This is a genomic window from Rhodococcus sp. IEGM 1351 (assembly GCF_030056875.1).
Taxonomy (GTDB): domain Bacteria; phylum Actinomycetota; class Actinomycetes; order Mycobacteriales; family Mycobacteriaceae; genus Rhodococcus_F; species Rhodococcus_F opacus.
The window spans coordinates 35,864-44,757 of sequence record NZ_JASHKU010000042.1 but is presented as its reverse complement, the minus strand read 5'-3'; the positions used below and the strand labels follow the sequence as shown (position 1 = coordinate 44,757).

The window sequence follows — 8,894 nt, the reverse complement described above, 5'->3', positions numbered from 1 at the left end:
TTACCCGACGAGGAGTCACGCGACGACGTCGTACACCACCTCCCTGGACTTGACCGCGCGTTCGGCCATTCCGGGCTGAAGACGAGTCGATCACCACGCGTTTCAAGTCCGGTGAAACAGCGCTGAAGCAGGTCGATGCTTCCCGCCATGGCTGCCAAGTGGATCCCCTCGGAAGTCGTACCTCCCTGGATGTCCGTGATGTCGGACGCGAGCACCTTTTCGAAGAATTCCATGGCCTTGTCACGATTGGCGCGGGCCAGCACCCAGGAATGCACCACCGCGCTCAGCGTCGAACCGTGTGAGGTCCGGGCGATGTAGTAATCGATGGTGCGCGGTATTGCCTCCGGTTCGAACTGATATCCGAGTCGCTCGAACAGATCTCGCAGTTCGTCGGCGGACAGCAGGTAGAACAGCATCAGAACGTCGGCCTGCTTCGACGCCCGGTACCGGTTGACGTCATCCCCCTCCGCCTCGAGGATGCGGTCGAGCCGTTGAATGTCGACGTACCGCTCCCGGTAGCCGGCCCAGTCCAGTTCCGCCAACTCTTCGTACCCCTCGAACTGACTGATGACCCGATCGTGGAAAGGAACGAACATTCGGCGGCTCACGTCCGCCCACCGCGCCATCTCGTGGGAATCCAAGCTCAGAGAGTCGACGAGATCGGACCGGTTCTGGGTCGGAATCGCATCGAGCGCCTCGATCGCCCGGAGGATCACCCACACGGCCATGACGTTGGTATACGCGTTGTTGTCGACTCCCTCGTGCGGTGCCTCGGGGTAGCCGGAATGAAACTCGTCCGGTCCCATCACTCCGCGGATCGTGTAGCGACCGCGGGTCCCCTCGTAGGAGGCGAGGCCGGCGAAGAATCGGGCTATCTCCACCAGCATCTCGGCGCCGAAATCACTGAGAAACTCCAGATCCCCGGTGACCTGGTAGTAGTGCCACACGTTATAGGCGATCGCGATGCCGATGTGGTGTTGACGCCAACTCGGGTCCGGGAGCCAGCGACCGGACCGCGGATTGAGATGCACTTGCTGGCTTTCCTCCCGGCCGTCGCTACCCGACTGCCACGGGAACATCGCGCCGCGATAACCGGCCGCCCGCGCAGCGCGGCGGGCCTCCGGCAAGCGACGGTACCGGTAGCGCAGCAACGACCGGGTCAAGGTCGGCACCCGCAGGTTCAGGACCGGGAAAACAAACAATTCGTCCCAGAAGACGTGACCCCGATACGCCTCGCCGTGCAATCCTCGGGCCGGCACACCGACGTCCAGGTCGGCAGTGTTCGGCGACACCGTCTGCAGCAGTTGCATCTGATGGAGCCTGGCGATGCGCAGGACGTCCTGGTAATCACCGAGAGTGATGCCGATACGGTCCCACAGGTGCTCCCAGGCCAGCACATGACCGTCCAGCACTTCCTCGAACCCGCCGATCGACGGCACCCAGCGTGCTGCTTCCTCGGCCGGCTCGGACAGCGCGTGATCGCGCCCCGTGAACACTGTCACCATCTTCTCGAACGTCACGGACTCACCCACGCCGAGGTCTACCGTGATGTCGTGGCCTATGCGGCCGTCGCGGTCGAGCAGACGGTACGTGGACGCGCGGTGTCGGTCGTGGGGCGACAGCGTGGTTCGTGCCGCCATGGCCACCGGTATGCCCGATTGATTGGTCTGCATCGCCAGCAGGACGGAGTCCGCCGACAGCGCGCCGGAACGGAGTAGCACGAGATGTTCGGCGGCGAGATCACGGTACCGCTCGACGAGGGTGTTGCGCACCGAACCATCCAGAGCCGAACGCAATTCGAACGAGCCGGACCAGTTCTCCGCGATGATCGTCGTCTGCAGCGCACAGACGTGGGGTAAGTGCATGGCAACGAATCTCCGCTGGATGACCGACGTCGTGCGCCCGGCGTCGTCCCGGTACCGAAACCGGCGGGTGAGCACGGCGCGACGCAGATTGAGGTACTGGCGGTACTCGAGCAGGTCGACGGCATCGACGTCGAACCACGGCCCGCCCTCGATACGAAAGGTCGTCGTCAGCCAATTCGGTGCATTCACCATGCTTTCGTTCACGATCGCCATCCCGCCACGCTCGTCGCTCAAGCGGTTGTACACACCCGCGAGATACGTGCCCGGGTAGTGGACGGTGCCGGCGGTTGCCTCGGGGGCGCACCCGCGAGTGGCGAAGTAGCCGTTCCCCAGAGTGCAGATGGCCTCCCGTAGCTTCTCGGTCGCGGGTTCGTAGCCGTCGAAGAACAGCATCCATGCATCGGCCGCGGACGCGGTCTCGGGGTCGCGGCCGAGAAGATCCCCCAGCCGCTGCAACAGTTCGCGAACCTGAGCCGGATCGTTCACGGCGAATCTTGCCGCCGACCGTCGATCCCCGATCTCACTGCTGCGGACGACGATCCCCACCCCGGTCGCCGACACGGCGTCGAATGCGTCCTCGTCGGTGAGATCGTCACCGACGTAGATCGGAAGCAGGGATCTCGCGTCGTGGATGTGCTCGAGGACCCAGTTCAGTGCGCGTCCCTTGTCCCAATCGACGTCGGGACGGAGTTCGACTACTTTGCGCCCACCGATGACTCTGAGCCGGACCTCCCCGGACGTGGCGACGTCACGGACCGTGGCGACGACCTCGTCTATCCGGTCGGCGGCAACATTGCGATAGTGCACGGCGACGGTGTACTTCTTGGGCTCGATCAACACGCCCGGCACGTCGCGGAGGCGGTCGGTGAGCGCGCGGGTGGCGTGATGCAGTACCGGTACCGCGGCGAGAGCGTCAGGGTTCTCGTAGTACTGCCCCTGCGGCCCCGCCAACTCGAAGCCGTGGCTGCCCGCGTACCAGATCTCCGCCATGCCGACCCGTGCCTGCACATCCGCGAGGTCGCGTCCGCTGATCACGGCCACCGGGCATTCGCGTGTCAACCGGGCCAACTCGGCGGCCACACCGTCGACCGGAACGGCCGCCGACGGATCGGACACGATATCCGAGAGGGTGCCGTCGAAGTCGAGAAACACAGCGGGCCGGCGGACACGGAGGAAGGCGGTGAGTTCGTGCCGAGACGTCAGCGCGTCCGGAATCTCGGACAACCGGAGATCGCCTGCGCGGACCTGGATCTCGGAGGTGTCGGCGACGACGACGTCTGCTCCACATCGACTCAGCCTGTCGGCGCGACGGTCGGGAGCGACCCCGATGACGAGAGCGAAGCCGCCACGGCTGGCCGCGGCTGCCGTTGCTTCTGAGGTCGTGACGACCACCGCGCTGCCCGGACGCGCCCCCAGCCGATCGGCGGCGTCGGCCGGCGACGCGCCAGCGACCCGAACGGGAAACACCTCGGCGATCCCAGCGGAGTCGAGCATCGGCTGAACGTCGCGATCGGACGAGAAGATCGCTGTCGCCACCCCGAGACTCTGCAATCGACCGACGAGTGCCATCGTGGTGTCGGCCCCGGCGGACTCGGTCGTCACGACGTCGAGGTCGAGGATGACCGCATCGTGCCGACGCAGATCGATCGCAGTCTGTGCCATGGGCTCAGCTCCCGGGTGGCGAACGCGGTCGCAGTCACGGGCCGATAACGAGCCCGGTCGGCGCGGGATGTGCTAGGCGGGAGTGGAACTGACCTGTTGGGCGAGTGTCCGACCCCACTGCTCGGCGCGTGTCTCCTCGCCTTCCTCGAGCCGCGATTCCTTGTCGACGAGGAAACTCTCGGACTCGGCGACGAGATCGAACCCGCGCAGGCGCAGCTTTCGGCAGATACCTTTCGATGCTCGGCCGGTCAGGAGCGCAGGGCCGCCTGACCGAGTGTCGAAGGCCACCGCCTTCCCGTGGCTCGGGGGGAGCCCGTCGAGCCACTCGCGGAGGCCTTCGCTTTCCGCGTCGGGTTCCAAGGCCACGGTGCTGTCCGGTTTGTGGGCGGTCACGGCGGCCCCGTGGCGGGTCGACTCGCGACTCATCCCGTGGACGTGCGTCGGACCGCCGACGATCACGAGATCGTAACCGGACAAGTCTTCGTCGCCGGCTCGGGCGACCGGGATCGCCGTCACAGCGCCCGCGGACTCGAGACCGCGGGAGATCGCCTCTGCCACGTGCCGGGTATTTCCGAACATCGATTCGTAGACCACAAGTGTTCGCATGTCGACTCCTTCTATGGGTGGTACCGCTCGGTCCCGGCGCTCTGTGCACGAGGATGTTCCGGCCGATGGTGTCAAGTCGACTGGTGTGCACCGAACATCACGCGTGCCCACCAGTCGGCCAACGGACTCGGATCGGGCCATTCGATCCGATCGTCATCGGTATCGGGCGCGGATGGCTGTGTTTGTCTCGTCGTCGACCGACTTCCCTGTCGACGATGGTGAGGTGGGGGATTCATGGCGAACTCCGAGGTGTCGTGTCACTTCGGATTCAACCAACGATGTCGCCCACCGAGTAGGGTCTACCGTCACTTTCCGGGACGTTGCACGCCCCTGCCGCGTGCGCAGGCGTCGGGCACCGCCGCGTTGCAGGCAGATGACCTATGCCTCTACCGGCGCCGTTGCCGCGTCTGGGACCGTGACGGTGACCGGAGGAGTTGAGAATATGAGCGTTCTCGCGCAACGAAAGTCCATCGTCGTCGGTGTCGACGGTTCGGAACGAGCGATGAGAGCCGCTGTGTGGGCAGCGGCGGTCGCTCAGCGGAAGTCCGTGCCACTGCGAGTGGCTCACGTCCTGCCGAGTCCGGGATACCACTACAGCGAAGCCGCGCTTCTCTTCCAGAACGAGTTCGCCCAGGAAGTCGAGAAGTCTGCCCACGAGATCCTGGATCGGGCCGAACGGCACGTGAAGAGCGCGTTCCCCGACGTCACGGTCTCGTGCAGCACCCATCCCGGCCCTGCGGGACCGGCACTCGCAGGATTGAGCGCGCACGCCGAGATGGTGGTGGTGGGTTCCACCGGTGCGGGGGCGCTGGAAACGCTCGTCACCGGCTCCACCGTCATGCAGGTGGTCAACCGTGCGCACTGTCCGGTTACCGTGTTCCGATCGGAGGCACCGTCCCCGGTGCCCGACCACCGTCCTGTCGTCGTCGGAGTCGACGGCAGCGAACTGAGCTCACTCGCCATCACCACGGCCGTCGAATTCGCCACGTTCTTCGAGGTACCGCTCCTCGCGGTGCACGGCTGGGGCGCCGGCGACCTCTCGGAGCGCCCTGCCGCCCTGCCGATGGTGAACTGGGCCGTCGTCGAAGAAGAACAATCCGTTCTGATGGCGGAAAATCTCGCCGGCTGGCGCGAGAAGTGTCCGGATCTGCAACTGACCACCGTCGTCGAACAGGCCAATCCGGCCGAGCTGATCCTCGAATATGCCCGCGACGCGCAGCTGGTCGTCGTCGGCAGCCACGGCCACAACCGTCTGGCCGGCGCGTTTCTGGGATCGACCAGTCAGAATTTGCTTCATCACGTCGCCTGCCCGATCACGATCTGCCGCCGGGCGAGCTAGACCCACGGCTGCGGCACCACGCTTACAGTCGCCGAGCGATCGATTCTGCCTGCGCGCCCAGTTTCGCCAGCCGCAGGTCGGCGAGCGGGGTCAGTGCACCGCCCATCCTGTTCGTCACGAACGCCACCGACAGCCCCGTCTCCGGGTCCGCGAACGCACCGGAACCACCGAGTCCGTAGTGGCCGAATGCGTGTGGATACTGATTGCGGCTGGCGACGAACGCCGCGTGATAGCCCAGGCGCCAGTTCATCCGGATACCGAGCACATAGTCGCGTGCCGTCGTCTGCACCTCACCGATCTGCGCGAGAGTTTCCTCGGTCAGGAACCTCCTGCCGCCCACCATGCCCTTGTTCGCGATCGCCGCATACATGCGGGCGAGGGCGCGGGCACTGAAGACACCGTTCCAGCCGGGCATCACGTAGTCGTGAATGGCAGGATTGCGGACCAGTTCGTCGAACCCCTCCGGCATGCCTGCGTGTGCGATGTTCCGAAGCACAGGCAAGCACGACAGAGCAAAGGACGCCGTCTCCCAGGGCACCCCGAACGGAGTGATGCGAGGGAAGGACTTCGCGATGCGGTGGCGTTCCTCCGCGGGAACCTGGAACCAGAACTCGCGGATTCCGAGGGGTTCGGCGATCTCGGTGCGGACCAGGTCGGTGAACGACGAGCCGGTCGCCCGAGTGGTGAGTTCCGCGACCAGTGATCCGAACGTGACGGCGTGATAGCCCGGCATGACGGCGCGGCGGCGATCCGGTGCCGCGGATGCGAGAGCGCCGACGACGCTGTCGTGGTCGAACAGGGCCGACGGCCCCGGTACCAGTCCGCGCACACGGTGCAGCCCGGCCCGGTGGGTCAGCAGCTCCCGTACCGTCACCAACTCCTTGCCTGCACTCGCGAACTCCGGCCAATACGTGGCAACGGGTGCGTCGTAGTCGATCAGCCCGCGGTCCACCAGCCGGTGGAGCACCGTGCTCGCCACACCCTTGCCGGTGGAAAAGGACACCGACACGGTGTCGGATCGCCAGCGCGTGTCGCGCGCCGCCCATCCCGACCAGATGTCGACCACCGGCTCACCGTGCAGGTAGAGCGCGAGAGCGCCACCCCCGTCGGTGGGCTGCCCGAACAGTCGGAAGAACTGACCGGCCAGCTCACCGAACCGGGGATCGACGAGCATCATGCTGGGCGTGGGCAGGTCCGGACGCGCCACCGTACGCTTGCGGGCCGGCGGATTTCCTGCGGCGAGTTCGCGAGGGTTCGTCATGGTGTGCACGTCTTCTATCCTTCGGCGGTCGCCCGATGCCACCACCAATGCTTGTATACAACGCCGGATACGGCGCCCTGATTCCGCCGGGGCGAAAACCACCGGAAACGGCCGAAATACCCTGTGAACGACCCCTCGCACGGTTGGACACTGGTAGTACGGCGGACCGACCTGGACACACACCGCCGAACAGACCGTAGGAGGCCGCCCCGTGATGTACGACAACGATTTCGGCGGTTGGGGGTATGCACTGATGTTCACCGGGATGGCGCTGTTCTGGGGCCTACTGATCGTGGGGATCATCCTGCTGATCCGTTATGTGAGTCACCCGTTCCCGGCACCGCCCGGTGGGGCACCGCCGCTTCGCAGTGCCGAGGCGGTCCTTGCCGAGCGGTTCGCACGCGGTGAGATCGACGAGCAGGAATACCGGAGTCGCCTCTCCATTCTGCGCGCCGGGACGACACCCTGACATGAGCGCACGTCGAAGGAGGTGACCGTGATGGATGCGATGCCGATGTTCCACATGTTCATGATGTGGCTGCACAGCATGGGTGTTCTCCCACCCATGCACATGATGCCGATGTGACTCCGTCGCCCGCCGGGAACCACAGGGATCGAGTCCCCGGCGGCCACCCCGAGCCCATCGACCCAGACCGACCGCACACCCGAGCACGAGCGAGTTGACCGACGTGAGCACGACGCATCAGCGATACATGACCCAGACCGACTTCATGTCGTGGCGGATGGAGGAGGATCCGATCCTCCGCTCGACCATCGTGGCGGTCGCGCTACTCGACCGCAGTCCGGATCAGAGCCGATTCGTCGACATGATGCGGAGGGCGGTCGACCTGGTACCCCTCTTCCGGCGGGCGGCGATCGAGGCCCCGATGGGCTTGGCGCCGCCGAGGTGGGCAGACGATCCGGATTTCGATCTCAGCTGGCACCTGCGCCGCTACACCCTTCCCGAACCCCGAACATGGGACGGGGTTCTCGACTTCGCCCGGACCGCCGAGATGACCGCGTTCGACAAGCGCCGTCCGCTCTGGGAGTTCACCGTTCTCGACGGATTACACGACGGCAAGTCCGCCCTCGTGATGAAGGTGCATCACTCTCTCACCGACGGTGTCAGTGGAATGCAGATTGCCCGCGAGATCGTGGATTTCACCCGCGACGGGGGGGCACGGCCGGACCGGACCGAGCAACGGACCGCCACGCCGGACGGTGAATCGCCTGACCCGCCGGGCCGCCTCTCCTGGTACCGGGACACGGCCACGGACGTGGCCCGTCGGGCATCGAACACGCTCGGCCGCAACGGTGTTCGACTGTTCCGGACTCCGAGGGCCGCCTGGCGCGACGCAGTCGCCCTGGCCGGCTCCACACTGCGCCTCACGCGTCCCGTGGTCTCCACACTGTCCCCGGTGATGACGAAACGCAGCACGCGGCGTCACTGCGCGGTGCTCGACGTGCCGGTGGACGCCCTCGCTCAGGCGGCCGCGGCGGGTGCCTGTACCCTCAACGACGCGTTTCTCGCTGCTGTCCTGCTGGGAATGGCGAAGTACCACCGACTGCACGGCGCCGAGATCAGTGAACTGCGAATGACGCTGCCGATCAGCCTGCGTGCCGAGACGGACCCGATGGGAGGCAACCGCATCACCCTGGCACGTTTTGCACTACCCACCGACGTCGACGACCCCGCCGAGTTGATGCGCCGGGTGCACGCCACGGTGGATGCCTGGCGCCACGAGTCCGCGATTCCGCTGTCACCGACGATCGCCGGCGCCTTGAACCTGCTTCCGGCCTCGACACTCGGAAACATGCTCAAACACGTCGACTTCGTCGCCTCGAACGTCGTCGGATCGCCGGTGCCACTGTTCATCGCCGGGTCGGAGATTCTGCACTACTACGCGTTCAGCCCCACACTCGGATCGGCGTTCAACGTCACCTTGATGTCCTACACCTCACGATGCTGTGTCGGGATCAACGCCGACGCCGATGCCGTCCCGGATCTCGCCGCCTTGACCGATTCGATAGCCGACGGGTTTCGCGCCGTCCTCGGGTTGTGCGCGAAGACAACCGATACGAGGGTGGTCGTGGCCTCGTGATCGCGGCACACCCCATACCCGAGAACCACATCGAGGGCGCGACACCGCGTCCACACCGA

At 65.8% G+C, this 8,894-nt stretch carries 6 protein-coding genes; 3 read left to right on the top strand and 3 right to left on the bottom strand.

The window, feature by feature from the left end; translation table 11 throughout:
* Positions 1-3,527: trehalose-phosphatase (gene otsB, locus QM806_RS38455; RefSeq protein ID WP_283294874.1), on the bottom strand; the 3,527-nt coding region annotated here is incomplete at its 3' end.
* Between the two features lie 72 nt (positions 3,528-3,599).
* Entirely contained in the window at positions 3,600-4,133 is a 534-nt protein-coding gene (locus tag QM806_RS38450) for a flavodoxin family protein (protein WP_005257913.1), read from the bottom strand.
* Positions 4,134-4,575: 442 nt separating this feature from the next.
* Here QM806_RS38450 and QM806_RS38445 point away from each other — a divergent pair, with 442 nt between their 5' ends.
* Complete coding sequence (locus tag QM806_RS38445; protein ID WP_005574437.1) at positions 4,576-5,472, top strand: universal stress protein; 897 nt, start codon at positions 4,576-4,578, stop codon at positions 5,470-5,472.
* A gap of 22 nt (positions 5,473-5,494) precedes the next feature.
* Here the strand turns inward: QM806_RS38445 and QM806_RS38440 are convergent, their stop codons facing one another.
* The gene (locus QM806_RS38440) at positions 5,495-6,733 is read right to left on the bottom strand and encodes a serine hydrolase domain-containing protein (RefSeq protein WP_005574439.1); all 1,239 of its coding nucleotides are present in this window, start codon (positions 6,731-6,733) and stop codon (positions 5,495-5,497) included.
* Positions 6,734-6,947: 214 nt separating this feature from the next.
* Here QM806_RS38440 and QM806_RS38435 point away from each other — a divergent pair, with 214 nt between their 5' ends.
* Together QM806_RS38435 and QM806_RS38430 are read left to right on the top strand one after the other, a co-directional pair.
* Positions 6,948-7,202, top strand: a complete 255-nt coding sequence (locus tag QM806_RS38435) for an SHOCT domain-containing protein (RefSeq protein ID WP_005257908.1) — start codon at positions 6,948-6,950, stop codon at positions 7,200-7,202.
* Positions 7,203-7,413: 211 nt separating this feature from the next.
* A complete protein-coding gene (locus QM806_RS38430; protein ID WP_283294873.1) occupies positions 7,414-8,835 on the top strand; it encodes a wax ester/triacylglycerol synthase domain-containing protein in 1,422 nt (473 codons plus the stop codon).
* The last annotated feature ends 59 nt before the right edge of the window (positions 8,836-8,894 follow it).